This is a genomic window from Alteromonas lipotrueae, assembly GCF_019249255.1.
GTDB classification, from domain to species: domain Bacteria; phylum Pseudomonadota; class Gammaproteobacteria; order Enterobacterales; family Alteromonadaceae; genus Alteromonas; species Alteromonas lipotrueae.
On the sequence record NZ_JAESDJ010000017.1, the window covers coordinates 1 to 23,017 of the forward strand.

The 23,017-nt window shown below is 44.1% G+C and carries 26 protein-coding genes; 8 read left to right on the forward strand and 18 right to left on the reverse strand.

The features are described from left to right. Window positions 1-180: 180 nt before the first annotated feature. The 5 genes from KYS23_RS17675 to KYS23_RS17695 all read right to left on the reverse strand — a co-directional run bounded on the left by KYS23_RS17675 (window position 181) and on the right by KYS23_RS17695 (window position 2,766). Window positions 181-456 carry a hypothetical protein gene (locus KYS23_RS17675; RefSeq protein WP_218419624.1) on the reverse strand — a complete coding sequence of 92 codons (276 nt, stop codon included), beginning with the start codon at window positions 454-456 and terminating at the stop codon, window positions 181-183. 571 nt (window positions 457-1,027) lie between these two features. Beyond that, window positions 1,028-1,366, reverse strand: coding sequence for a hypothetical protein (locus tag KYS23_RS17680; protein ID WP_218398130.1), 339 nt, complete (start codon window positions 1,364-1,366; stop codon window positions 1,028-1,030). Window positions 1,367-1,474: 108 nt separating this feature from the next. Then, on the reverse strand, window positions 1,475-1,822 hold the full coding sequence (locus KYS23_RS17685) for a hypothetical protein (protein WP_218398127.1): 348 nt from the start codon (window positions 1,820-1,822) through the stop codon (window positions 1,475-1,477). Between the two features lie 100 nt (window positions 1,823-1,922). Further along, window positions 1,923-2,297, reverse strand: a complete 375-nt coding sequence (locus tag KYS23_RS17690; protein ID WP_218419626.1) for a hypothetical protein — start codon at window positions 2,295-2,297, stop codon at window positions 1,923-1,925. 139 nt (window positions 2,298-2,436) lie between these two features. Beyond that, window positions 2,437-2,766 carry a hypothetical protein gene (locus KYS23_RS17695; protein WP_218419628.1) on the reverse strand — a complete coding sequence of 110 codons (330 nt, stop codon included), beginning with the start codon at window positions 2,764-2,766 and terminating at the stop codon, window positions 2,437-2,439. Between the two features lie 238 nt (window positions 2,767-3,004). Here KYS23_RS17695 and KYS23_RS17700 point away from each other — a divergent pair, with 238 nt between their 5' ends. Further along, window positions 3,005-3,973, forward strand: a complete 969-nt coding sequence (locus KYS23_RS17700; RefSeq protein ID WP_159528510.1) for an integron integrase — start codon at window positions 3,005-3,007, stop codon at window positions 3,971-3,973. An 89-nt stretch (window positions 3,974-4,062) separates the two neighbouring features. Here KYS23_RS17700 and fadA read toward each other — a convergent pair whose 3' ends face one another. Then, a complete protein-coding gene (fadA, locus tag KYS23_RS17705) occupies window positions 4,063-5,226 on the reverse strand; it encodes an acetyl-CoA C-acyltransferase FadA (protein WP_013785548.1) in 1,164 nt (387 codons plus the stop codon). 18 nt (window positions 5,227-5,244) lie between these two features. Continuing rightward, the gene (fadB, locus tag KYS23_RS17710) at window positions 5,245-7,395 is read right to left on the reverse strand and encodes a fatty acid oxidation complex subunit alpha FadB (RefSeq protein ID WP_218419630.1); all 2,151 of its coding nucleotides are present in this window, start codon (window positions 7,393-7,395) and stop codon (window positions 5,245-5,247) included. 449 nt (window positions 7,396-7,844) lie between these two features. Here fadB and KYS23_RS17715 point away from each other — a divergent pair, with 449 nt between their 5' ends. The 3 genes from KYS23_RS17715 to KYS23_RS17725 all read left to right on the forward strand — a co-directional run bounded on the left by KYS23_RS17715 (window position 7,845) and on the right by KYS23_RS17725 (window position 12,410). Then, the gene (locus tag KYS23_RS17715; protein WP_338081896.1) at window positions 7,845-9,908 is read left to right on the forward strand and encodes a transglycosylase SLT domain-containing protein; all 2,064 of its coding nucleotides are present in this window, start codon (window positions 7,845-7,847) and stop codon (window positions 9,906-9,908) included. A 284-nt stretch (window positions 9,909-10,192) separates the two neighbouring features. After that, window positions 10,193-11,512 carry a Xaa-Pro dipeptidase gene (pepQ, locus tag KYS23_RS17720; protein WP_218419646.1) on the forward strand — a complete coding sequence of 440 codons (1,320 nt, stop codon included), beginning with the start codon at window positions 10,193-10,195 and terminating at the stop codon, window positions 11,510-11,512. A gap of 178 nt (window positions 11,513-11,690) precedes the next feature. Then, window positions 11,691-12,410, forward strand: a complete 720-nt coding sequence (locus tag KYS23_RS17725; protein ID WP_159528518.1) for a ZIP family metal transporter — start codon at window positions 11,691-11,693, stop codon at window positions 12,408-12,410. Window positions 12,411-12,414: 4 nt separating this feature from the next. Here the strand turns inward: KYS23_RS17725 and ispB are convergent, their stop codons facing one another. Next, window positions 12,415-13,389, reverse strand: a complete 975-nt coding sequence (gene ispB / locus KYS23_RS17730; RefSeq protein WP_218398300.1) for an octaprenyl diphosphate synthase — start codon at window positions 13,387-13,389, stop codon at window positions 12,415-12,417. A 791-nt stretch (window positions 13,390-14,180) separates the two neighbouring features. Between ispB and rplU the strand changes: the two genes are divergently transcribed. The 3 genes from rplU to cgtA all read left to right on the forward strand — a co-directional run bounded on the left by rplU (window position 14,181) and on the right by cgtA (window position 16,134). Then, window positions 14,181-14,492 carry a 50S ribosomal protein L21 gene (gene rplU, locus KYS23_RS17735; protein ID WP_013785542.1) on the forward strand — a complete coding sequence of 104 codons (312 nt, stop codon included), beginning with the start codon at window positions 14,181-14,183 and terminating at the stop codon, window positions 14,490-14,492. A 15-nt stretch (window positions 14,493-14,507) separates the two neighbouring features. Continuing rightward, window positions 14,508-14,765 carry a 50S ribosomal protein L27 gene (gene rpmA / locus KYS23_RS17740; RefSeq protein ID WP_013785541.1) on the forward strand — a complete coding sequence of 86 codons (258 nt, stop codon included), beginning with the start codon at window positions 14,508-14,510 and terminating at the stop codon, window positions 14,763-14,765. Between the two features lie 172 nt (window positions 14,766-14,937). Further along, on the forward strand, window positions 14,938-16,134 hold the full coding sequence (gene cgtA / locus KYS23_RS17745) for an Obg family GTPase CgtA (protein ID WP_218419648.1): 1,197 nt from the start codon (window positions 14,938-14,940) through the stop codon (window positions 16,132-16,134). A gap of 56 nt (window positions 16,135-16,190) precedes the next feature. Here the strand turns inward: cgtA and KYS23_RS17750 are convergent, their stop codons facing one another. From KYS23_RS17750 to KYS23_RS17770, 5 genes are read right to left on the reverse strand one after another with little or no spacing between them, the layout of a single operon-like run. Next, window positions 16,191-16,505, reverse strand: coding sequence for a S24/S26 family peptidase (locus KYS23_RS17750; RefSeq protein ID WP_159528524.1), 315 nt, complete (start codon window positions 16,503-16,505; stop codon window positions 16,191-16,193). A 2-nt stretch (window positions 16,506-16,507) separates the two neighbouring features. Further along, window positions 16,508-17,005, reverse strand: coding sequence for a superoxide dismutase, Ni (gene sodN / locus KYS23_RS17755; protein WP_159528526.1), 498 nt, complete (start codon window positions 17,003-17,005; stop codon window positions 16,508-16,510). A gap of 4 nt (window positions 17,006-17,009) precedes the next feature. Beyond that, window positions 17,010-17,216, reverse strand: coding sequence for a hypothetical protein (locus tag KYS23_RS17760; RefSeq protein WP_159528528.1), 207 nt, complete (start codon window positions 17,214-17,216; stop codon window positions 17,010-17,012). Window positions 17,217-17,247: 31 nt separating this feature from the next. Further along, a complete protein-coding gene (locus KYS23_RS17765; RefSeq protein ID WP_159528530.1) occupies window positions 17,248-17,793 on the reverse strand; it encodes a hypothetical protein in 546 nt (181 codons plus the stop codon). 12 nt (window positions 17,794-17,805) lie between these two features. Then, window positions 17,806-18,174 carry a hypothetical protein gene (locus KYS23_RS17770; protein WP_159528532.1) on the reverse strand — a complete coding sequence of 123 codons (369 nt, stop codon included), beginning with the start codon at window positions 18,172-18,174 and terminating at the stop codon, window positions 17,806-17,808. A 347-nt stretch (window positions 18,175-18,521) separates the two neighbouring features. Between KYS23_RS17770 and folA the strand changes: the two genes are divergently transcribed. Further along, entirely contained in the window at window positions 18,522-19,010 is a 489-nt protein-coding gene (gene folA / locus KYS23_RS17775; protein ID WP_159534347.1) for a type 3 dihydrofolate reductase, read from the forward strand. Between the two features lie 62 nt (window positions 19,011-19,072). Here the strand turns inward: folA and rpoS are convergent, their stop codons facing one another. The 5 genes from rpoS to surE form a co-directional block, all read right to left on the reverse strand. Further along, window positions 19,073-20,065, reverse strand: a complete 993-nt coding sequence (gene rpoS, locus KYS23_RS17780; RefSeq protein WP_129736278.1) for an RNA polymerase sigma factor RpoS — start codon at window positions 20,063-20,065, stop codon at window positions 19,073-19,075. 72 nt (window positions 20,066-20,137) lie between these two features. Beyond that, a complete protein-coding gene (locus KYS23_RS17785; RefSeq protein ID WP_159528533.1) occupies window positions 20,138-21,001 on the reverse strand; it encodes a peptidoglycan DD-metalloendopeptidase family protein in 864 nt (287 codons plus the stop codon). A 10-nt stretch (window positions 21,002-21,011) separates the two neighbouring features. Continuing rightward, entirely contained in the window at window positions 21,012-21,590 is a 579-nt protein-coding gene (locus KYS23_RS17790; protein ID WP_159528535.1) for a YqaA family protein, read from the reverse strand. After that, window positions 21,587-22,222 carry a protein-L-isoaspartate(D-aspartate) O-methyltransferase gene (locus KYS23_RS17795; RefSeq protein ID WP_159528537.1) on the reverse strand — a complete coding sequence of 212 codons (636 nt, stop codon included), beginning with the start codon at window positions 22,220-22,222 and terminating at the stop codon, window positions 21,587-21,589. The genes KYS23_RS17790 and KYS23_RS17795 overlap by 4 nt, the downstream gene beginning before the upstream one ends. A 42-nt stretch (window positions 22,223-22,264) precedes the next feature. Beyond that, window positions 22,265-23,008, reverse strand: a complete 744-nt coding sequence (gene surE, locus KYS23_RS17800; protein WP_159528539.1) for a 5'/3'-nucleotidase SurE — start codon at window positions 23,006-23,008, stop codon at window positions 22,265-22,267. Between the last annotated feature and the right edge of the window lie 9 nt (window positions 23,009-23,017).

Sequence of the window (23,017 nt, forward strand, 5' to 3'; positions counted from 1 at the left end):
TTGGTCTTTACAGCCATCCTTGACTACAAATTCAAACATTACGATAAACATAAAGTGTCCTCCTTGATGTATAACTTTTCAATAACGGGCGCAGGCGCGTGGGGCATACTGGCGAAGCCGCCCCGCGTGTATGCGTCCCAGCGAACGCAGTGAGCGAGTTAATTGAGTTGTTATGTGCCTTCATTTTTTAAACAACCACTTTAGGAAGCCTTTTTTACTTGGTTCCTTTGATTTCTCAGGCACTTCAGATAGTTTTGCAAATTCTGGAACCAGCCATTTTGAACCGTAATTGGTGAATTCAATATTAATAGTAATTTCACCACTTTCCCATTCTGCAATCCCAATAATTTCACCTTCTCCAAACATTGGATGTGAAACCAGTTTTCCGGCGCGCACAACACCAATGCCTTCAACCTCTGTTTCTTGGATGGGCTTACTCCGTTTTTTAATCCCCAAATGAAAACCCCTGTTCAATTACCATTGGCACATAACTTTTAAATAAGGGGCGCAGACGTGTGGGGCATAATGGCGAAGCCGCCCCACATGTTTGCGTCCCAGCCCGCGCAGCGGGCGAGCTTGATTTTTTTGTTAGTTACCATGCAAATAAAGCCGTGTGAGCAGCATAATACAACTAAAGAAAACAGCGTATGAAAAACAAAATTGAATTACTAGAAAAGAATAGGCGTTTTCTTTATAGGAAATTTTGATTGCGCTAAAAGCAACCCCTGTTTTGTATGAGCTGACAATGTTGTAACAACCCAACACTATAATAAACAATAGTACGAACTTACTTAATGTATACGTACTTAGTTCAATGAACCCAAAGGTGGCTGAAGTTACTAAAGCACCTAAAGCAATAGCGTATACGGTCGGAGTTTGGTGAACAGGTTTACTACATTCCTTGATAGCTAAAATTCCCTTTGGTAACTAACTTCTAAATAAGGGGCGCAGGCATGTGGGGCATAATGGCGAAGCCGCCCCGCGTGTATGCGTCCCAGCGAACGAAGTGAGTGACTTAATTTTTTTGTTAGGTGCTTTCATTGATGTAGCTAGGAACGCTGCTCGATTGGAGACAATACTGTTTAGCAACTTTTTCAATTTCATTTTTATCCCCTTTGATAACGCCTTCCATATAGTTGTCCCACTCGAAGAAAAGAACCGTTTTACCTTTTCCAATTTTTACCTTACCAAAATCTATCCATGCATCGAATGCGTCGTACTCATAAATTTTTTCCCAACCGTTATCGAGAAACTGTTCAAGTATTTCATTGAACAAATCTGTGTCGACATTTTCGATAATAGATTTATTCAGGTATTTGTATTTAACCTTAGTAAATTCTTTAGCAAAAAAACGTACAGGGTTCACTAGGCATCTAACTTTTGAATAAGGGGCGATAACGCGTAGGGCATAATAGCGAAGCGGCCCTGCGTGTTAGCGTCCCAGTGCGCCTTGGTGCACGACTTAATTTTTTTGTTAGGTGCGACCAAAACGTAGCTCCTTAATTATATTTGCTAATTCGTCGAGGCCTTTCTGATTAAGTATATACTGACCACTTGCGTTTTGGGTTAGGTACACATCGTAAGCCCACAAGACCTCAACTTTTTCACGAATCATATCCAATGTTCTATCTTTAATTGGAACACTTAAAAAGTCATCCCAAAGATGCTCATCAGGCTCATTTCTAAGCATTCTATCAAGGATATTCCCCACTTCGCTCTGTGACAGTTCGATTCGATTTTCGAAAAACTTAGCAGCAAAAGCAAAAGGAGCTGCTAACAATAAAAATGGTACTAAAAAGAATGACGATTTATGGCTTTTCACCGTAGCACCTAACGCCTCAATAATGGGCGCACAAATGCTTGGCTATAATTAGCGACGAAGGAGCGCAAGCCAAGCGTTTTGCGTCCTTTTAATTGACTTGTTATATTGCCTCTTGCAACACAACCTTATGATTAGCTTGATTTAGTGTAACACCAAAGCTATTAAGATGAAGTAGTTGACCATACTCATCCATATTATTGTCGCGACCAGTTTGCTGTAACCACTCTTGATAGAAAAGGTCGAATTCAGGGTCTTCGAAGTGCTTAATTTCCCGCGATAACACCCAAGAATTTTCTATATCATCAACGTCAGGAAAATCCACTAGTTTTATAGAAGTACCAAAGAGTTTTAGTAATATTACCAGTTCATCAAACGACTCTAGAGCCACTGTTTCTTGAAGCTCAAATCTAGCTTCAAGATCATTAAGGAATTCTGGTTTGGTTGAATCAGTTGCTACAAACGAAAAGTGTATCAAGAGATGCTGACTCCATTAGCAATATAACACCCACATAAGGGGCAGTAACACGTGGGCTAAAATCCGAGCGAAGCGACAGAGCCCACGTGTTACTGTCCCAGCGAGCCTGCGAGCGGCTTAATGTGATTGTTAGGTGCAACTAACCGGCAAGCCATAAGCTTAACATTAACGAAAACCATGTGAGCACATACATTATTATGCTTGGATTTTTAGATTTTATATTTAAATGAATGAACAAAAGTGTAAAAGCTACGCCAACGATACCAGATAACATGCTACTTGCAGCAGATTGGTCGGCGTTACCAAAGATTTTGATAGGCAAAAGAATAAGTAACCCCAATACAGCCAGATAAATAGACCACTTAACAATTTGCTCTCGAAGTAGATCGTCGGGATCAACAAATTCGTTGTTTTTATTACGAAACAACTCCTTGAGTATATCTATAATTTCCTTGTCAGCTTCAGTCATACTTCCTTTGCACCTAACAATTTAGTGTACGGAAAAAATCCTTTATGCAAGGCGGAAAGTTTCCATATATCACCCAAATAATATTTTAACTTTCGCACGGAAGTTAACTTATATCAATATCCTACACTTTGTATCTGAAAACACTGTACTTAAGTACGGAATGTTTCCTTTTTATTTTACGGCGTACTAAAAAATCGTAATGCTGTATGTAATTACAGTTGAAATGTGAAAAATAAAAATGAAATCAATGTTTATGCAAATGGTGGTTCAACACATGCGAAATCGCCGTTACGCTAAGCGCTCTATACAGCTTTATAGTGGGTGGATTGTTAGTTATATCCGGTTTCACAATACTAGGCATCCTGCCGAGATGGGAGACAAAGAAGTAGAGTTGTTTCTATCTCACTTAGTGAATAAAAAGAATGTAGCGCCGGCTACTCAAGCCAGCGCACTCAATGCGTTGGCATTTCTTTATCGAGACATACTAGAAAAGCCTCTTTCCTTGAGTCTTGATTTTGTTACAAGTCGCAGGCAAGCCAAGTTACCTGTTGTGCTTACGCAAGACGAAGTGGTTGCGCTTTTTGCTCAACTTCCTGCTCATTTAAAGTTACCTATTTCGTTACTTTATGGAAGCGGGTTACGTTTAATGGAGGCTGTGAGGTTGCGGGTAAAAGACATTGATTTCGACTATAACGCTATTCGAATTTGGGATGGTAAAGGCGGAAAACATCGTGTTGTTACTTTAGCAGCAGAGCTAAAACCTGGGCTTAATCGGCAAATAAGTGTAGTTGAAAATTACCTTGTTGCAGATTTAGAAAACCCTAGTTACCAAGGGGTATATTTGCCCCATCGTTTACGTGTTAAATATCAAAATGCACCTAGAGAGCTTGGATGGCATTATCTTTTTCCTTCTGCGCGTTTATCGGTTGATCCCGAGAATGGAAAAACGCGTCGCCATCATATTGATGAGTCAAGCATACAAAAGGCGATAAGAATAACCGCAAGTGCGTGTGGGCTTAAAAAGAAGGTTACGCCGCATACTCTGCGACATTCGTTTGCTACTCACCTTTTACAGTCGGGTGCCGACATTCGTACTGTGCAAACGCAACTTGGTCATTCTGATGTGAAAACTACGCAAATTTACACTCATGTATTACAACAGGGGGCGCAGGGTGTAGTTAGCCCGCTTTCCCGTGTTTTAAAATAGTCGTGTTTGCTCAAGCTGTATTGAGCTTTACGAACCTCATGCAACAAAAAAGGGCCCGAAGGCCCTTTCAATAAAACGTGAATAACTAATTAAACACGTTCAAATACAGTGGCTATACCTTGGCCTAAACCAATACACATGGTGGCTAAGCCTAGCTCTACATCTTGCGATTCCATCAGGTTAATCAAGGTACCTGATATACGTGAACCAGAACAACCTAGAGGGTGGCCTAGTGAAATGGCGCCGCCGTTAAGGTTAATCTTGTCATCAAGATTGTCCATCCAACCTAGTTGCTTAATGCATGATAGTGCTTGGGCAGCAAAGGCTTCGTTGAACTCAGCCAGTTGAATATCGTCCATGCTAAGGCCAGCACGTTTAAGGGCTTTTTGTGTTGCCGGTACTGGGCCGTAACCCATAATAGCTGCATCACAACCTGCCACTGCCATTGAGCGAATTTTAGCGCGAGGTGTTAAACCTAGTGCTTTTGCTTTGTCGGCAGACATAAGCAACATGGCAGACGCACCGTCAGACAACGCCGAAGATGTACCTGCTGTAACTGTACCGTTTACTGGGTCGAACACAGGGCGAAGTTGCGCCATGCTTTCAGCTGTGCTTTCTGGGCGAATAACTTCATCATGGTCAATCAGTTTAAGCGTACCGTTGGCATCATGGCCTTCGATAGGCACAATCTCATTAGCCCAGCGGCCTTCAAGGTGTGCTTTATGCGCTAGCTGATGCGAACGTGCGCCAAACGCATCTTGCATTTCACGAGTGATACCATTTTGACGACCAAGTAGCTCGGCGGTCATACCCATCATGCCAGAGGCTTTTGCGGTGTACTTAGCAAGGCCTGGGTGAAAGTCGATGTTGTAGTTCATAGGTACATGGCCCATGTGCTCAACACCACCAATCATGTATATATCGCCACGACCGCTCATAATGCCGCTAGTCGCATCATGCAATGCTTGCATCGATGAACCGCATAAACGGTTAACGGTTACTGCACCTGTAGTACGTGGAATTTGGGTTAGCAATTGCGCATTACGCGCAATGTTGAAACCTTGTTCTTTGGTTTGCTGTACACAGCCCCAAATAATGTCTTCAATTTCTGCTGGATCAACACCTGGGTTGCGCTCAAGTAATGCGGTCATTAGCGCGGCAGACATAGTCTCTGCACGAACATTTCTAAATACACCGGCTTTCGAGCGTCCCATAGGGGTACGAACACAATCGATAACTACGACTTCTTTCATTATTAGTCTCCTTGGGAATTAAGCGAAGTAAGATTTACCTTCAGCGGCCATCTTGCGAACGCCATCTGAAATTTGGTAAATCGGGCCAAGACTGGCGTATTTGTCAGCGAGTTCGACAAAATTCGCTAATCCCATTGTTTCAATCCAGCGGAATACACCACCGCGGAATGGAGGGAAGCCTAAACCGTAAAGTAAGGCCATATCTGCTTCAGCTGCAGTACCTACAATGCCTTCTTCTAGGCAACGAATTGCTTCGTTAGCCATAGGGATCATCAAGCGTGCAATAATGTCTTGCGCGTCGAAGTCTTTGGTATCGGCAGTAATAGGAGCAAGCAAGCTGTATGCTTCTTCAGCAGCCACTTTCGTAGGCTTACCGCGCTTGTCTTTACCGTAGTTATAAAAGCCTTTGCCATTTTTCTGGCCTAAGCGTTTTTCTTTATAAAGCACGGTTACTGGGTCGTCGCCAATACGTGCCATACGCTCTGGAATACCTGCAGCCATAACGTCTGCAGCGTGGTCGCCAGTATCAATACCAACAACATCCATTAGGTAAGCAGGGCCCATTGGCCAGCCGAACTGTTTTTCCATTACTTTATCAACAGCAACAAAATCAGCGCCATCTATTAGCAACTTACTGAAGCCTGCAAAGTAAGGGAACAATACGCGGTTTACTAAGAACCCTGGGCAATCGTTAACCACAATAGGGGTTTTACCCATGCGAAGTGTGGTGGCCACTACGGCATTGATGGTGTCTTCCGAGGTGTTTTCACCACGAATAATTTCAACCAATGGCATGCGGTGTACGGGGTTAAAGAAGTGCATACCACAGAAGCGTTCTGGCTTATCTAAGCTTTTCGCTAATTGGTTAATTGAAATAGTAGAGGTGTTAGAACAGATGATAGCGTCGTCGGCCACAACGTCTTCTACTTCTTTAAGCACTATGCCTTTCACTTTCGGGTTTTCAACAACGGCTTCAATCACAAGATCTGCATCTTTAAGCGTGTTGTAGTCAAGGGTAGGCGTAATAGCGTTAAGGGTTTTTGCCATGGTTTTGGCATCCACTTTACCGCGCTGCATACCTTTACCAAGAATATTGGCAGCTTCGTTTAAGCCTAGATCTAGTGCTTCAGTGTTAATGTCTTTCATTATCACTGGCATGCCTTTAACAGCACTTTGATACGCAATACCGCCACCCATAATGCCCGCACCCAGTACGGCATTAAGTTTTACCTCTTTTGTGGCAGCTTTGGCTTGTTTCTTACCTTTTCCTTTTACTAGCTGGTCGGCTAGGAAAATTCCAATTTGCGCTTGCGCTGCATCGGTTTTAGTTAGGGCAACAAAGCCAGCGTTTTCAAGCTTAAGTGCGCCATCGCGGTCAAGGCCTGCGGCTTTTTGAACGGTTTCTACCATTTTGTGCGGAGCAGGGTAGTGCTTGCCTGCTTGGGCAAATACCATGGCTTGTGCGGTAGAAAAACTCATCATAGCTTCGTTTTTATTTAGCTGTAATGGGGCTTTCTTCTGAGCACGACGTGCTTCCCATTTGAACTTGCCATCTGCGGCATCTTTTAGCATAGAAAGTGCGCTGTCGCGTAATGACTCTGGTGCTACAACTGCATCAACGGCACCTTCAGCAAGGGCTTTTGCGCCTTTTCTGTCTTTACCTGTGGTCATCCACTCTAGTGCATTGTCGGCACCAATTAAGCGAGGTAAACGTACCGTGCCGCCGAAGCCAGGCATAATACCTAGTTTAACTTCTGGCAGGCCAATAGAGGCTGTCGTGTCTGCAACGCGAAGGTCACAAGCTAATGTCATTTCACAGCCGCCACCTAATGCGAAACCGTTAATGGCAGCAACCGTAGGGAAAGGCAAATCTTCGAAGCGGTCAAACACTTGAGACGTGTTTGCTACCCAGTTTAGTACTTCGGCTTCATCCATCGCGAATAAGCCGGTAAATTCGGTGATATCAGCACCTACAATAAATGCAGATTTTGCGCTGCGTACTACTAAGCCTTTAACACCGCTTTCTTTAAGCAATGCTTGGGTTGCTTCATCAAGTTCTGTCACCGTTTGGCGGTCGAACTTGTTTACTGAACCTTCGGCATCAAATACCAGTTCAGCAAAGCCGTCATCTAATAGACTGACGGATAAACTCTTGCCTGTGTATATCATTATCATCTCCTTCGGCGTTGGCCGGGATAGTAGTGTAGCAATCTAACCATTCGCTATAAGCGTATAAACCAATTATACATTCTGGTCGTACCACAACACTAATGCGTTAGGGTGGCTAGCTTTTTAACTAAACTTAAACAAAATATCAATGAAAAATTCAAACGAGTGTTTCAATTGTTAAAAATGGTGGCCATTCATTGAAAATCAAGCTCGATTTCAATAATAGTGCTTGTATAATGGGCACTATTGGCGCAAAGCGCCAATCCAGCATAAGAATAATCTACAATCATGGCACTAATGTTTGTAAGGTATAACTAACAGCGCTGGCACTTTTTACTTCTGTGGCATGGAGCCACGCCGATAATTTATCGGCTTTCAAGCAAGCATCATTCTATAATTACACACAACTCTGGTGTGTTTGAATGCAACAAGGGGTAGGAGTTCATATTGTGTCGAATAAAGTAGGTGTAAGTTTTCTATCAACAGCGGTAACGTGCTTCAAGCGATTACCTTTGCACAAGTCGTTTCACGTTTTCACGTTGATCGCTATCTCAAGCTGCTTTCAGCTAAGTCATGCGCAAGTTTCGCCGTTATTCCCCGATGACATCTACGCCGATGAGCGAGCTCGTTTCTTAATTTTAGAAAAAAGCTTACGAACCTTACCTAAAAGGCGTTTAGAAGATTTAGACGCAGAAATTTACGGGTTAGCGAATTACCCCCTTTATCCCTATCTACTACGTTTGCGATTAGAACGCACCATGTCGCTTAAAACCCAGCGTGAAGTCGAACAGTTCTTAGAGGATTACGCGGGGCAACCTGTCAGTTATGGTTTACGCTATCGCTGGTTAAACTACCTTGCCTCCCGGGGGCACGAAAACGCGTTTTTAAACAGTTATCGAAATGGCATGGGCGCTAAACTTACTTGCCAAGCGTTGGGTTACAAATTAAAACGTACCGACGATCCCAAACCTGTGTTAATTGATGTCGACCCACTTTGGTATAGCGGTCAATCACAGCCCGATGAATGCGACCCTCTATTTGCAAAGTGGCGAAGTAATGGCCTCATGACGCCAGACAAAGTAGTTAAGCGTATAGCCATTGCTGCGAAAGAAGATAATCGCCGCATTATTCCTTACCTTAAGCGCCAATTGCCAGTCAGTTATCAATATCTTGCCGATGCGTGGTCGGCAGTATCTCGCGATGTGAGTTTAGTTAATCGAAGCCGTTTGTTTCCTTTGAAACACAAAAACAGCGAAGCCGAAATATTAACCTGGGGTATAGAAAAGCTGGCGTGGAGAAACCCCAAAGCGGCAATGAAGGCTTACAATACCTACGCTCCGAAAGATATTTTCTCAGGGCCTGAATTACATATTATTCAACGGGCTATTGCGTTAAGCGCTACCTTAGATTTCTTACCTGAAGCCCACGAATGGCTAGATAAAGCCGATATCGCGGGTGCCAGCGATGATGTGAAACTTTGGCATGTATCGTTTTTGCTTCGCGGCAAACAATGGCAGCGGGTCGTCGATGTGATTGATGCCGCTAGTCCTGAACTCCAACAAGAGGAAAACTTCCGCTATTGGAAAGCCCGCGCGCTCGAAGAACTTGGTAATGTGATGCAGGCTACGGTGATGTATCAGCAGCTAGCCAACGAACGCAATTATTATGGCTTTATGGCCAGTGCTCGTATTAAAAGCCAACCGAACTTGTCGCATACACCCGCGCCTCGAGTGCAAAGTGCGGTGCACGCTATTGCCAATACCCCTGCTACCCAGCGGGCAATGGAATTCTACCGCTTAGAACGTTCTACCAGTGCACGTCGAGAGTGGCGATATTTGCTATCGAATTTACCCGACTCTCAGGTAACCGATGCTGGTGTGCTGGCATACGAATGGGGTATATACGACCAAGCCATCATCAGCTTTGCAAAAAGTGGTTATTGGGACGATGTTGAGCGTCGTTTTCCTTTGGCCTACGAGTCACAATTTAGTGAAAAGAGTGAAACCTATGACGTATCAAAAGCATTTGCGATGGCTATTGCCCGTCGTGAAAGTTCGTTCATGGTAGATGCGGTGTCGCCAGTAGGTGCGGCAGGGTTAATGCAACTTATGCCCGGTACAGCGCAGTATTTGGCTAAAGAGAAAGTCAGTCGAAATAGCTTGTTTCAAGTTGATAATAATCTCGACTACGGCGTGCAGTATTTACGTTATTTAGGCGATAAGCTTAACGATAATCCCGTGTTGGTGTCAGCATCGTATAACGCTGGCTGGCGTAAAGTGTTGGAATGGTTACCCGCAGGCGAAGCGTTGCCGGTAGATATCTGGATTGAGAATATTCCTTACAAAGAAACCCGAAGTTACGTGAAAGCGGTATTGGCTTATCAGTATATTTACGAGCATCAGTTGGGGGAAAATAAAAATGTATTTCCGCAGCTTACGCAAGATGTTATTCCTTCATCAAGTGCAGTTAGCACGCATCCTGTAACGGGAACCTTGCAATTAGCGCCTCGCTAGCGCAGATGTATAACTAATGCATACAAGCCGCTCGGTGAAAGCCGAGCGGCTATCGTGGTACACTATTCTCCTTTAAGAGAAGCCTACTTAAGTCGCCTTAAAAGAGAAGCGTATTTAAGTCACTTTAAAAGAGAAGCGCACTTAACGACAATGGCTAATATTATTCTCTTCTCGCATTTTAGCGAAGCTAGCGTGGAACCAGCGCATTTGAAACGGCGGGTAACCCATTGCTAATGGAAGAAGGCCAGTTAGCCATGCAAATTAAAAAACTTAAATGAGGTGTTATGTCAAAACATCAGGCAAGCTATCAGCAACATATCGAGGAACTTCAATCTCGCACTCGCGAAGCACTTCAGCGTGAAGGACTAGAAGGGTTAGTCATCCATTCGGGGCAAGGCAAGCGCTTGTTCTTAGACGACAACCATTACCCGTTTAAGGTAAACCCACAGTTTAAAGCATGGGTGCCGGTTATCGATAACCCCAATTGCTGGTTAGTGGTTAATGGTGAAGATAAGCCCACCCTTATTTTTTATCGCCCTGAAGATTTTTGGCACAAAGTACCGCCAGCGCCACAAGATTTTTGGACCGATAGCTTTAATATCATTTTGCTACAACAAGCCGATGCTGTTGAAAAGCACCTGCCTTACGATAAGCGCGGTTTTGCTTATGTTGGTGAATACATTGAAGTAGCCAAAGCGTTAGGGTTTGAGAACGTAAACCCAGACAGAGTGCTGCATTATTTACATTACCAACGGGCGTATAAAACCGATTACGAACTAGAGTGTATGCGAGAAGCAAACAAGCTGGCGGTAGCGGGGCATAAAGCAGCAGAACAGGCGTTTCTTGAAGGTAAGAGCGAATTCGATATCAATTTAGCGTACAGCGCAGCGTGCCGCCAAGGCGATAACGACGTGCCTTACACCAGTATTATTGCGCTGAATGAACACGCGGCAATACTGCACTACATGCAGTGCGATACCATTGCACCTAAGCAGTCTCGTTCGTTCTTGATTGATGCGGGGGCGAATTACCACGGCTATGCTGCTGATATCACCCGAACCTACAGTCAAAACTCCACGTTATTTTCCGACCTTATTCAAGCCGTTGATAAAGTCACGCTAACCTTGGTTGATTCCCTTAAGCCAAGTGTCGCCTATACCGATATCCATTTGCTTGCCCATGCAGGTATAGCTCAAATCCTACAAGACACTGGCATTGTGAATCTTCCTGCGGCAGATATTGTCGAACAAGGCATTACGCGAACGTTCTTCCCTCACGGTATTGGTCATTTCTTAGGACTACAAGTACACGATGTCGGCGGTTTAGTAAATGACGACAGAGGTACCCCTAAACCTGCTCCTGAAGAACATCCTTTCTTGCGTTGTACGCGCATTATTGAAGCGCGTCAGGTGTTTACCATCGAGCCTGGTTTGTACTTTATTGATAGCTTACTCAGAGACTTAAAAGCAACCCCAGCGTCGAAATACATCAATTGGGATACGGTAGATACGTATCGGCCATTTGGCGGTATTCGTATTGAAGACAATATAATTGTGCACCGCGACAAAAACGAAAACATGACCCGAGATCTTAATTTGAAATGATCTCATAATGGCGCATTACTATATGATTAATAGCGTAAGGCTTTATATTTTATAAATGCGCTCAGCGAGAACAATGAAAAAAGACAGCCACTTGAGCTGTCTTTTTTAGTTGTGATTGAGCATTCTGCCAATAGTGCTAGGTCAAACGATGGAATTATTCAACGTATAGGGAGCAAACATGCAGCAACCCGATATCCTAAATCTAATTATTGTGGCAACGTTAGCTGGCCTGGCTATGCCAGCAGGTGCGCTGTTATCGAGGGTGAAAGGTTTGCACCCTAAATGGTTAGAGCAAGAAGTACGTCACGGTATTTTAGCCTTGGGGGCAGGGGCGTTAATTTCAGCGGTCGCATTAGTGTTGGTGCCTGAAGGTATCAAAGACGTATCAGTATTTATGGCGTGTTGCTGCTTTGTCGGCGGGGCACTTGCCTTTATGACGTTGGATATTTATCTGGCAAAAAAGAAAACCGCAGGAAGCCAACTTGCCGCCATGTTAAGTGATTTTGTGCCTGAGTCGGTAGCGCTAGGCACCACTGCCGCATTAGGTGGCGGTACTATGTTGTTAGGCGTGTTAATTGCGGTACAAAATTTACCGGAAGGGTTTAATGCTTATCGTGAAATGACCCCAACGAACAAAAACCGTAGCACTAAGCTTATTTGGATTTTTGTATTGATGAGCTTACTTGGCCCAATAATGAGTGCGATAGGGTTTTATTATTTGGCAGGCTTCCCTGTAGTCATGAGTGGCATTATGCTTTTTGCAGCTGGGGGAATTTTGTATTCAGTATTTCAAGACATAGCCCCAGGCATTCGCATGGAAAAACATTGGTTGCCACCATTAGGGGCAATATTCGGCTTCTTGGTGGGGCTGGTGGGGGCTATGCTTGAAGCGGGTTAACGCACTAGCTAGTGCGTTCTACCGAAATATGAGCAAGAGCAATCAATGCCTCTTTATAAGGTGAATCTGGAATAATAGATAAACTATCAATGGCCATTTTCACTTCATCGTTGGCACACGTGCGGGTGTAATCTAGCGCACCAGTGCTTTCCATAATTTGCTGGATGCGATCAAGATGGGGTAGCCCGTTGCTTTGCTCGATAGCATCACGAATAAGCGCTTTATCTTCTTCGCTGTCGGTATTCCACATAGCGTATAGCAATGGTAGCGTTGGCTTTCCTTCCGCTAAATCATCGCCAGCGTTCTTGCCCATTTCATCACTGTCGGCCATGTAATCTAAAATATCGTCGGCTAACTGAAAGGCGGTACCTAAGTGCTTGCCGTATTCTTGCATGGCATGCTCTACGTTTTCTGGTTGGTCGGTTAATACCGCTGCCAGTTGCGTAGCCGCTTCAAACAAGCGGGCGGTTTTACCGTAAATTACATCGAAATACCGTGCTTCTGTGGTAGAGGCATCGTTGCAATTCATTAACTGCAATACTTCACCCTCAGCAATTTGATTGGTTGCTTCAGATAAAATGTCCATTACGCGCATGCGCTTCAAACTTACCATCATTTGAAATGAGCGGGTATACAGGAAGTCACCTACTAAAACCGATGCTTGGTTACCAAATACAGCGTTAGCGGTTTCACGTCCACGTCGCATGGTCGATTCATCTACTACATCATCGTGCAACAACGTTGCGGTATGTATAAATTCAACAATAGCGGCAAGGGTGTGATGCTCCGCATTCTCAATGCCCATTGCACGTGCACTTAGCACCGTTAATAATGGGCGAAGGCGCTTACCGCCACTATTAACAATGTAGAATCCCAATTGATTAATAAGCGCAACATCAGAGTCGACTTGCTGTTGAATCAGGTGGTTAACCGCTTGCATATCGTTATCTGATAGTGCGCGTATTTGATTTATATCCATTGGCATGGGCGTAAAAACTTATTCATTTCATAGGCAATTATAGGGGCTGATTGTACCTGAATGCAGCATACTATCCACCCAATTAAACGTATTTTGCCACCCAATTGAACTTATATAGGCTCTGAATTAACCTCATTTAGCCCTAGAACGGCTTTTAAATAGGAGCGCTTTTTTGTATTCGTCTTAATTCTCAACATACTGTTTTAATGTTCGAGGCTGCGTTAAGTATGTAAGAACGAATGCAAAAACGTGAGTTTGCGCTATTTTCACATCCCATCTAAGCGTTTTATACGATTTTTATTATTAATATAAGTCTCATTATGAGCCCTACTACTTAATTTTGGTCTGAAATGTGTATTTTTGGAAAAATTCTTTTTTGCTAGCTGCGAAGTGACGATCAAAATGCTACAATCTCAGATCTGTTATTCGATCGTTTTAGATCATCGTGATTAAAGTGCGTGGTTCATGCGTGTTTTTCATGATCAGATCGCCTCGGTTGGATCGTATTCGATTTTCCATCTACAGATAACGCATCCCATGCTTTTTTAAGTAAAAAATGCTTATCGAATTTGGCGGCTATCATCTTGAATTTTACCGTTTGTCATTCACTTAGTTCTGTTTTCTAAGTGTGGCATCGTGCATTTTTGGGTGAATTCACGCAAAAATTCACCCATGTTGGAAAAATAATCTACTTTTATCAGAATCGGGGTTGTGATTTACGGATGTTTCACGTACAATTCGCGCCCTGTTTTTTGAATTGATTGCGTCAGTGACGCAGAGCGGAGTTAACTATGTACGCGGTTTTCCAAAGTGGCGGTAAACAACACCGTGTGGCCGAAGGCCAAACCGTTCGTCTAGAAAAAATCGAAGTTGCCCCAGGTGACACGATTGAATTCGACAAAGTTTTAATGGTAAGCAACGGTGACGACGTAAAAATCGGCACACCAAACGTTGCTGGTGGTAAGGTGACTGCTGAGGTGGTTACACACGGTCGTGGCGATAAAATTAAAATCGTTAAGTTCCGTCGTCGTAAGCATTCACGCAAGCAGATGGGTCACCGTCAGTGGTTCACGGAAGTGAAAATTACTGGCATTAACGCTTAATAGGAGCACGAACACATGGCACATAAAAAAGCTGGTGGTAGTACCAAAAACGGTCGTGATTCAGAGAGTAAACGCCTAGGTGTTAAACGCTTTGGTGGAGAATCTGTTCTTGCTGGTAACATCATTGTTCGTCAACGTGGTACTCGTTTCCACGCTGGTGACAACATGGGTATCGGTAAAGACCACACGTTGTTTGCATTAAAAAGCGGTAAAGTTCAGTTTGATGTTAAAGGACCGAACAACCGTAAATTTGTAAGCATCGTAGCAGAGTAAGCGCCTTAGCTACTCGCCGAACAGGCTTAGAAAAACCCCGCGCTTGCGGGGTTTTTTGTTTTATGGAAACCCGAGCTTTAGTATTTGGGCAGTACATAATAATTTGGTGTAAACTTAGTAGTTGAATACTGAGTATAAATAACCCCTACGGCAACAATGCCCGGAGTGATAAATGAAATTTGTAGATGAAGCTGAAATTCGTGTTGAAGCCGGCGACGGTGGCAACGGCGTAATTGGCTTTAGACGGGAAAAATATGTTCCCAAAGGTGGCCCTGATGGTGGCGATGGGGGCGACGGCGGTAGTGTTTTTCTTCTTGCCGATGAAAACCTGAATACATTGATCGACTATCGTTTCGAGCGTTTTCACCGTGCAGAGCGCGGCCAAAATGGTCAAGGTGCTAACTGTATAGGCCGTGGCGGTAAAGATTTAACGGTAAGTGTTCCTGTGGGAACCCGCGCTACCGATAGCGATACTGGAGAAGTACTTGGCGACCTTACTCGTCATGGGCAACAGCTTAAAGTGGCACAAGGTGGATTTCACGGTTTAGGTAATGCGCGTTTCAAAAGCAGTACTAACCGTGCACCACGTCATAAAACCAATGGTACGCCAGGCGAAATTCGTAACTTAAAACTCGAATTAATGCTTCTGGCCGATGTTGGTCTTCTAGGTATGCCGAATGCAGGTAAATCTACCTTTATTCGCTCTGTATCTGCAGCAAAACCTAAAGTGGCTGATTACCCGTTTACTACGCTTGTGCCAAACCTAGGTGTAGTTCGTCAAGACGCACAACGCAGCTTCGTCGTCGCCGACATTCCTGGGCTTATTGAAGGTGCAGCTGACGGCGCGGGCTTAGGTATTCGTTTCCTTAAGCATTTAGAGCGCTGTCGTATACTGCTACATGTTGTAGACATTATGCCAGTGGATGAAAGCGATCCAGCTGAAAACGCCAAGGCTATTGTTGAAGAGCTCGAAAAGTACAACCCTAAACTAGCCAGTAAGCCTCGCTGGTTAGTGTTTAACAAAGTTGATTTGATGCTTGAAGAAGAAGCCAACGAGCGCTGCAAAGAAATTGCCGCACAACTTAGTTGGGAAGGCCCAATTTATCAAATATCTGCTTTCCAGAAGATTGGCTTAGAGCCGCTTTGCCGAGAAATCATGAACTTCATCGATACGCTTCCAACCGAAGTTATCGCAGAAGAAGAAACGAAAGATGTTGAGTTCAAATGGGATACTTACCATCGTAATACGTTAGAAGCACAAGAGGCCGACTTGGGCGACGACTTCGAAGACGATTTAAGTGATGACTTAGATGATGATGAAGATTGGGACGAAGATGACTACGACGTTGAAGTAGAGTACCGTCGTTAATTAACCCACATCGCTGACAGCAACAATCCAAATATTACGCCGCGAGTTAACATTAACTAGCGGCGTTTATCGTTTAAAAGATGGTTAGCGGGCGATGAATAAATAACCTTGCCTACAATGGCGTTGGGGCTAATCCAACCCATCGCCTTAGTACTCACACTCTCATAAGCATTATCACCGCGCAGTAGTACGCCTCTTTGGCGGCAAACTTCAATGACGCGTTTAACGATAACACCATATTTTTCACTGTGAACAACGACAAGATGGCCGCTTTTTAGCCAAGCCATTGGCCATTTGCAGGTTAAGATAAAATCCCCTGCAAATAGCACAGGCTGCATGCTGTTGCCCTCAATCGCTAATAGTCGAAACACGATTAAAGCTTAGGGTAAACAACGTTCTCTGCTGGTGGGTAGGGGCAGGTAGCTGTATAGGTTTCAACGCCTTTAGTTGCCCAGAAACTCGCGGCAAACTCATTCACTAAACGAAGCAATGCCTCTGCTTTTTCTCGTGAAACATGCTGTTTACATGCCGAGCCGGTTAGCATAATGTTATGCACCAGTTTGTGAGTATCGGGGTATTGTTCAAACTGAGGTGCCTTAAAGTAGTCGCCCCAAATTACCCTAGTCTCGTGTTTGACTTTTTCAGCGTGGATCTCTTTTTCGCTGATCAAGCGGCTAAATTGAGCATGGTCGCTAAAGGATAGATTTTCTTTTTCGCTCAATTCGTTCAGCAAATCAACAAAACGAATAACGCTAAGTGCAGCTAATTGCGCTGAAATAGGGTCGTATATTTTACAAGGAATATCGCAATGCGCGCTGGCTTTGGCAAAGGGGGCACGGCGATGAAGAGAAGAGAGTAAAGTATTTAACATAGTTTCAGGCTCTATTTAGTTGTCTTTTTTTACGAGAAAAGGCCTTATAGCCAGCGAATACACATGCAGCACCTACCGCGGCAAGTGAAAGGAAAAAGAGTCCGTGTAAAATTTGGCTGCTCCAATGACCATGGTCATGACCTGCATGGGCGAAAGCCGGTGATGACGATAGCGCTGCTGCGTAGATAGCGTTATTAATCGCTGTTTTCATATAAACTCCTAATCAAGTGAAATAGCATCTGTTAATGGTTTGCCTGACTAGCAGCGACCTTACTCGTATAAGCCACTAGGGGGGTGGACGATGTGTCGAATGCTAGCGTGCTAGTTAAGTCTGTCGCCAATTGAGGATGTTGCTTTGATAACAACCATCGCTGTTGATGCGCTATGCATTTAGCACGGCGTACATCGGGATTATCTGGAAGCAATATGGCTACTGCATCTATCCGATTCTTCACTTCACATAAAGCCGTAAGCGCCATTTGGTATATACCCATTCTCTCATCGGGTTTAGTCTCGGTAGCGAACTGCAAGTAGGTATCGGAAAGGTTATGAAAACTCACGAGTAAGGAAACCGTAGCTTCCTTACGGTAAGGAGAAACTCTCATTAATTGGTTAGCTAGCGCAATAGCTTGGTAGTACAACGCGATACTTGATAACCAGTGCTTTTGAGAGAACGCATTGTTGCCTGCTACTATGCGCTTTTCCCAGTTACCTAATAAGGTTTTAAAGTCGGTAGTATCATACTTTTTAACGTTGCGATTAAGGGGTGCTGCAAGATAAGTATGCATAGTATTTTCAACTTATGGATGTACAGATTTGAGTAAAAATGCGGTCAGCAAAGCCGACTCTGTAGCTTGCAATACGGAATTCGCCCTGTCTAAAATGGCATTTCTGTAAACGGGAAGCTTAAGGTGGTAATAAGTTTCTTCGAGTAATCCTGCCAACCCCTTTACTTTGCTCTTCATGGCTTCATTTTCGCCGCCATCCACTTCTAAAAGAATGACTGCAATATCAAAAGCACAACCTAAGTAAGGTATGGCATCGGTGTATTGGCCGCAATGCAGTAAAAGCGTGCCCTGCATTTCATCTCTGGCCATAAAGTGAAGCGCTTGCTCCGGGTTGCTATAAATCCAATCTTCGTGTTTTGCACACAAGTACGTTATTTGCATTTGCTTGCCCTCCTGATTACACCCTAGTCGATATAAATCACGATCGCAAATGATAATTGTTATTATTTACATTTGATTGGATTTTAATAAGAAACAAATGAGTAATCACTATAGGGGAACAGAAGTTTTTACCACTACACCACAGCTCGTATAATATCGGTTGATATTCGGTTAATTGAAACAAGATAGGTAAATAAAATGGACAAGGTGTAATAGAGGGGCCAATTTACACAATGAGGCGGGGGAATAACGGATTGTTATTAACGCAAGAGTTATCGCGATGGTGGTAATCAGTTATCATAGTCGTTATTGAAACACTTTTGGTCAGTATCACTATGAAAATTGCCATGATTGCCGCAATGGCAAGCAAACGCGTTATCGGCGCAGATAACGACATGCCCTGGCATTTGCCAGCAGATTTGAAACATTTCAAGCAAATCACCATGGGTAAGCCTGTCATTATGGGCCGTAAAACTTATGAGTCTATCGGCCGTGCTTTGCCGGGAAGGCCGAATATCGTTATCACTACTAACAGTGCTTACAGTTTGCCAGACGCAACGGTGGTATCGTCACCTGAAGCGGCCATTGAGCATGCTTTAGCTTTAGAGAGTCAGCCAGATGAGGTGATGATTATCGGTGGTGGGACCATTTATCAGGCCTTTTTGGATAAGGCTGATACCTTGCACCTGACATTTATCAAATTAGCGGTAGAAGGCGATACGCAATTTCCCGATTATGAAGCCCAGGGATCGTGGAAGGAGATTAGCCGCGAAGCACACTCTGCGGATGAGAAAAACCCACATGACTATGTTTTCGTGAGCTTAACTAGAGCTTAGTACTACAAACAAAAATGCCGAGGACAGAGTGCGCCTCGGCATGGTGTTGGTGCAATGTGCTATTAATTCATTTGGTTAAATAAATTTTCTAGCGATAGGCCTTGATGGCCTAGAATATCTCGCAACCGACGTAACGCTTCTACTTGAATTTGGCGAACTCGTTCCCGAGTCAGACCAATTTCAGCACCAACATCTTCAAGCGTTGAAGGCTCATAACCCATTAATCCAAAGCGTCTTGCCAACACTTCACGTTGTTTAGGATTGAGCTCTTCAAGCCAGCCAACAATATTTGATTTGATGTCTGAATCTTGTAAGTTCTCTTCTGGACCGAATTCTTTTTCATCGGCCAGAATATCTAGCAACGCTTTATCGTTTTCGCCACCAATTGGGGTATCTACTGACGTAATACGTTCATTAAGTCGCAGCATTTTGGTAACGTCTTCGACAGGTTTGTCTAAGGCAAGTGCAATTTCTTCGGCAGTAGGTTCGTGATCAAGTTTTTGAGATAACTCACGAGCTGCACGTAAATATACATTAAGTTCTTTAACGACGTGAATAGGCAAACGAATAGTGCGCGTTTGGTTCATAATTGCGCGTTCAATGGTTTGTCTAATCCACCACGTTGCGTACGTTGAAAAACGAAAACCACGTTCGGGATCGAACTTTTCAACAGCACGTATAAGTCCTAGATTCCCTTCTTCGATTAGATCTAACAGAGCAAGGCCGCGGTTGTTGTATCGACGCGCTATTTTTACAACTAGGCGTAAATTACTTACAATCATGCGCTTGCGTGAGGCTTCACATCCACGTAGAGCCTTTCTGGCGAAAAACACTTCTTCTTCTGCACTAAGCAGAGGCGAGAAACCGATTTCACCTAGATATAACTGAGTGGCGTCTAGATTTTTTGGTTGGTCGTCTTGGCTTAACACTAATTCTTCTGAATTGGTGTCAGTGTCATCAGATATTATTTTATCCGTTTTCAGATCGGCTGGCATATCAATGACGTTTAAGTCATCTTTCGTATTTGATTCTAGGCTTTGATTTATATGACCCACAATGAATCTCCTGCTTCAAGGTTACCTTACGACGTTTCTCCTTAATTCGTTTCTTATTATTATTTGTTATTATTATGGTCGTGTAGCTGGCAGATAACGCAGTGGGTCTAAAGACTTACCACGATATCTAACTTCAAAATGAAGTTTTACCGAATTTGTTCCGCTGTCTCCCATGGTGGCGATTTTTTGCCCCGCTGACACCCAATCTCGTTCTTTTACGATTATTGTGTCGTTGTATGCGTAGGCACTTAAAAAGGTGTCGGTATGTTTGATAATAACCAATTTACCATAGCCTCTTAAGGCGCTTCCTGAGTAAACAACTTTGCCATCTGCTGCCGCGTGTATCGATGTACCTTTAGCCGCAGCGATATCAATTCCTTTGTTGCCCGACTCTGACTTACTAAACGTTTCAACAATCTTGCCCTTGCTAGGCCAAACCCACTTTTTTATCTTGTTAGGAAAACTGTTGGGTGCCGTTATTTTGACGCTTTCTGGCGGCCTGTTGACGCTCGTAACGTTTTGTCGCTTAACAACTTTTTCACCTTCACCATACGCCCGTGGTTTAGGGGGGTCAATCAAACTTTTGTCTACTGTTGTTGTGGTCGGATCTGCTGACTGAGTGGTCTGTGGCTTGGGTCTTGACAAAATCTTTACAATTTTGGGTGGGGGAGAAATGCGTAATTCTTGACCAGGGAAAATGCGATAAGGTTCTGATAAGCTGTTAAATTTAGCAATATCTCGATAGTCATTTCCTGTGTACCAAGCGATACCAAAAAGGGTGTCCCCTGGCTGTACTTTATAGGTATCTGATGTGAATCCACCAGACTCTTGATCTGCTTGACTATTTAATAAAACAACAGGGGCAGGATCGGTACGGCTACTGCAACTTTGTAGTAGCAGTAGCACAACACTGATCAGAAAGAAGCGGTATGACATCGCTTTGCCATTATCGCAAGATGAGGTAAGCGGCAACAGCCAATAGCACCACTGCCCAGCCTAATACTTCCACATATTGGCGCAGTTTGGCTTCCATAGGGGCACCGCCCCAGCGCATAAGTCCTGCGACCAAGAAGAATCTTGCGCCACGGCCTACCGCAGACGCAATAAGAAAAGGAAAAAAGGCCATCTGTAGAAAGCCAGCACTTGTGGTGAAGACCTTATAGGGAATAGGCGAGAACCCAGCAACAAACACCACCCAAACGCCATAATCGGCAAACCACTGCGTGGCAGTTTCTATTTTGTGGGTATAGCCCCAACTATCAATGATAGGCGCTAACCATGCATCAAAGGCAAAATAACCCAGCCAATAACCTGCAATCCCCCCCAAAATAGACGCAAGCGTAGTAATAAGGGCGAAGCGCCACGCTTTGTCGGGTTGAGACAACGACATGGGCGCGAGCATGACATCAGGCGGAATAGGGAAAAATACTGACTCAGCAAAACTAAGCCCCCCTAAATATTTAACCGCATGGCGGTGTCTAGCCCATCGAAGTGCCATGTCGTACATTGGCTCGAACAATTTCACAATAGCTCTCCTGCTACTAAGGGAACAAAACGTACCGCCTCTATGGTGGTGGTTTTTAGTTCGCCTTCTATCCTGTCGATACATAATAGAGACTGCTGTTCATTTCCTACAGGAATGATCAGACGGCCTCCTTCTTTTAATTGATCGCATAAATCTTGCGGCAAACTACTGGCCGCAGCCGTCACAATAATGGCATCGTAAGGACCTTTAGATGTCCACCCCTTCCACCCATCGCCGTGTTTCATGGCAATATTGTGTAAATCGAGTTGGTTCATCCGTCTTTTTGCATGAAATTGTAGCGATTTGATTCGTTCTACGCTAAATACACTCGAAAAAAGTTGCGCAAGAATAGCGGTCTGATAACCAGAGCCTGTACCAATCTCTAACACTTTTTCGGGTTTATTCGGACTATCTAGCAGCAGTTCAGTCATTTTCGCAACAATATAGGGTTGCGAAATAGTTTGCCCCTGCCCGATAGGCAGCGCAGTATTCTGATAGGCTTTATGCTTAAGCGCATCAGGTAAGAATGTTTCCCGGGGTGTACCGGCAATGGCGTTGAGCACAGGCTGCGAACGGATCCCTTCGTCATAAAGCAGTTGTGCTAGCGCATCCCCTTTTCTGGAGGCTCTCATGGTGGTGCTTATTATCCTTGTTATCTGCTGCGCGCAATTAGGTTATTTTGCTAACCATTCTTTCATATTGTCTAAGCTTTGGTAGGCAGTCATATCAACACTGAGTGGGGTAACGGAGCAATACCCGTTTGCCACTGCATGAAAGTCTGTACCTGGGCCGGCATCTTGTTCTGAACCTGCTGGGCCATACCAATAGATGGTTTGGCCAAACGGGTCTTTATCTTCAAACATAGGTTCAGCGCGATGTCGGCGACCCTGTCTGGTTACTTCTATACCTTTAAGCTCATCATAAGGTATATCCGGAACATTTACGTTCAAAATTTGATTTGCAGGTAAAGGATGAGATTGAAGTTTACGAATAATATCTAGCACTACCCGTGCCGCCGTTTCAAAGTTTTCACCTTTCTTGCTGGCAAGCGACACTGCAATGGCGGGTAAGCCCATATATCTGCCTTCCGTCGCCGCCGCTACCGTACCCGAATAAACTACATCATCGCCTAAGTTAGCACCATGATTAATACCAGATACTACCAATTCTGGGTCATCTTTTAGAATTCGGCTGATACCTAAATGAACACAGTCTGATGGCGTGCCGTTGACAGAATAAAACCCACTATCCATACGTTGAATACGAAGGGGTTGATGTAACGAAAGGGCGTTACTTGCGCCACTACAGTTACGATCGGGGGCGATAACAGTAATATCGTGCTCGCTGGAGATGGTTTCGTGCAAAATAGCTAAGCCTTTTGCAAACACGCCATCGTCGTTACTCATTAGGATCTTCATACAATCTCA

Bases quoted from the DNA above. Each gene is read 5' to 3' on its own strand.
- KYS23_RS17795 (WP_159528537.1), bottom strand. From the start codon at position 22,222: ATGAGAGCCTCCAGAAAAGGGGATGCGCTAGCACAACTGCTTTATGAC.
- KYS23_RS17725 (WP_159528518.1), top strand. From the start codon at position 11,691: ATGCAGCAACCCGATATCCTAAATCTAATTATTGTGGCAACGTTAGCT.
- sodN (WP_159528526.1), bottom strand. From the start codon at position 17,005: ATGTTAAATACTTTACTCTCTTCTCTTCATCGCCGTGCCCCCTTTGCC.
- ispB (WP_218398300.1), bottom strand. From the start codon at position 13,389: ATGGATATAAATCAAATACGCGCACTATCAGATAACGATATGCAAGCG.
- fadB (WP_218419630.1), bottom strand. From the start codon at position 7,395: ATGATATACACAGGCAAGAGTTTATCCGTCAGTCTATTAGATGACGGC.
- KYS23_RS17770 (WP_159528532.1), bottom strand. From the start codon at position 18,174: ATGCAAATAACGTACTTGTGTGCAAAACACGAAGATTGGATTTATAGC.
- KYS23_RS17765 (WP_159528530.1), bottom strand. From the start codon at position 17,793: ATGCATACTTATCTTGCAGCACCCCTTAATCGCAACGTTAAAAAGTAT.
- fadA (WP_013785548.1), bottom strand. From the start codon at position 5,226: ATGAAAGAAGTCGTAGTTATCGATTGTGTTCGTACCCCTATGGGACGC.
- KYS23_RS17785 (WP_159528533.1), bottom strand. From the start codon at position 21,001: ATGTCATACCGCTTCTTTCTGATCAGTGTTGTGCTACTGCTACTACAA.
- cgtA (WP_218419648.1), top strand. From the start codon at position 14,938: ATGAAATTTGTAGATGAAGCTGAAATTCGTGTTGAAGCCGGCGACGGT.
- rpmA (WP_013785541.1), top strand. From the start codon at position 14,508: ATGGCACATAAAAAAGCTGGTGGTAGTACCAAAAACGGTCGTGATTCA.
- rplU (WP_013785542.1), top strand. From the start codon at position 14,181: ATGTACGCGGTTTTCCAAAGTGGCGGTAAACAACACCGTGTGGCCGAA.
- KYS23_RS17695 (WP_218419628.1), bottom strand. From the start codon at position 2,766: ATGACTGAAGCTGACAAGGAAATTATAGATATACTCAAGGAGTTGTTT.
- surE (WP_159528539.1), bottom strand. From the start codon at position 23,008: ATGAAGATCCTAATGAGTAACGACGATGGCGTGTTTGCAAAAGGCTTA.
- folA (WP_159534347.1), top strand. From the start codon at position 18,522: ATGATTGCCGCAATGGCAAGCAAACGCGTTATCGGCGCAGATAACGAC.
- KYS23_RS17700 (WP_159528510.1), top strand. From the start codon at position 3,005: ATGAAATCAATGTTTATGCAAATGGTGGTTCAACACATGCGAAATCGC.
- pepQ (WP_218419646.1), top strand. From the start codon at position 10,193: ATGTCAAAACATCAGGCAAGCTATCAGCAACATATCGAGGAACTTCAA.
- KYS23_RS17760 (WP_159528528.1), bottom strand. From the start codon at position 17,216: ATGAAAACAGCGATTAATAACGCTATCTACGCAGCAGCGCTATCGTCA.